The following is a 1368-nucleotide window of genomic DNA, read 5'->3' on the forward strand; positions in this document are numbered from 1 at the left end:
CAACCGTTGCATTGGCGTTTAGTAAAAGTGCCGCCATCGGTTTTCCGACGATGTTCGATGCACCGACGACGCAACAGTTTTTACCCTTTGGATCGATGTGGTACTCTGCCAAAAGCTCCATTACCCCTAGCGGTGTGCAGGGGACAAAACCGTCCAACCCTGTTGCAAGACGACCGACATTATAGGGGTGGAATCCGTCGACGTCTTTGGTCGGGGCGACTACTTCGAGGATTTTTGTGGTATCGATATGTTTTGGAAGGGGAAGCTGGATCAAAATTCCGTCAATATTGGGATTTAGATTCATCATTTCGATGGTTTTGACGATTGCATCTTGGGAAATGTCATCGGGCATTTCGTGGGTAACCGAATAAAATCCGGCGCGGTCACACGCTTTTTTCTTCATACCGACGTACGCTTGGCTCGCAGGATCATGACCGACCAAAATCACCGCTAAACCGGGAACTCTGCCTGTTTTAACTTTAAGTTCTTTGGCTCCGAGAGAGACTTTTTCTTCGATTTTTTGTGCGAGTGCTTTACCGTCAAGAATTTGCATTTAATCACCGTCAAATTGTTTTTAGGTATGATAGCGATAAAAGACTAATAAACGGTTAAAGGGATCAGGTGCGCGGGGTTATTCTATTATTTTTGGCATTCACATTCTCTCATGCTGAATCGTTTATTACGAAAGAAGAGTATGCTGCCGGGCTCTATCATAATCCCAGAGGGGTAGGGTGCCATTTGTGTCACGGAGAAAAAGGTGAGGGAAAACTGATCGCCCGTTATCGTGACAAAGGTGAAAATAAAATTTTTGCCGGCAAACCGATTCATAAACTCTCTTTTCGTGAGTTTTATGACAAAGTAAACAGCCGTATCGTCGGGATGCCCCGTTATTATCTCACGGATACTGAGATACAGACACTCTATTATTATCTCCATCGTGAGGAGTTTAAACGTGCCGCTCAACAACCCCGAAAAGCTCAATAATCTTGTTGATTCAGAAGATATAACAGCCCTTAGAGCACTTGCAATTCCAGTCAAAAGAGAGCTGAACCGCTCCTTGTCGTTTCGATCCGCCATGATGGTTTCTACCCATAATATCAAACATCTTGCCAAAATTCCGGGCCTCGAAGCAGAGTGTTTAATGCTGAATCTTGAAGACGGTGTCAGCAGTGAACAAAAACCGTATGCATTAGCATTGTGTGCCATGGTGTTGGCTTCTAATCCCCAAAGCGATAAAAAGCTCATCGTTCGGGTTAATCCTCTGGATGAAGGGGGTGCCGAGGAGATATTGTTTCTCAACCCTTTTATGCCCGATGCGATCCGTGTCCCGAAAATACGGAGTGTAGCCGATGTGAAAAGGGTTTTAAC

Annotated in this window: 3 protein-coding genes; 2 read left to right on the forward strand and 1 reads right to left on the reverse strand. The window is 45.1% G+C overall.

The window, feature by feature from the left end:
* Window positions 1–553: tetrahydrofolate dehydrogenase/cyclohydrolase catalytic domain-containing protein (locus A3G19_RS05645; RefSeq protein ID WP_294871113.1), on the reverse strand; the 553-nt coding region annotated here is incomplete at its 3' end.
* 68 nt (window positions 554–621) lie between these two features.
* Between A3G19_RS05645 and A3G19_RS05650 the strand changes: the two genes are divergently transcribed.
* On the forward strand, window positions 622–984 hold the full coding sequence (locus A3G19_RS05650; RefSeq protein ID WP_015653875.1) for a hypothetical protein: 363 nt from the start codon (window positions 622–624) through the stop codon (window positions 982–984).
* The coding region (locus A3G19_RS05655; protein WP_294871117.1) for an aldolase/citrate lyase family protein at window positions 953–1368 on the forward strand (416 nt) is incomplete at its 3' end. The genes A3G19_RS05650 and A3G19_RS05655, both read left to right, overlap by 32 nt.

The sequence above is a fragment of the Sulfuricurvum sp. RIFCSPLOWO2_12_FULL_43_24 genome, assembly GCF_001829605.1.
In the GTDB taxonomy this organism is placed as follows: Bacteria; Campylobacterota; Campylobacteria; order Campylobacterales; family Sulfurimonadaceae; genus Sulfuricurvum.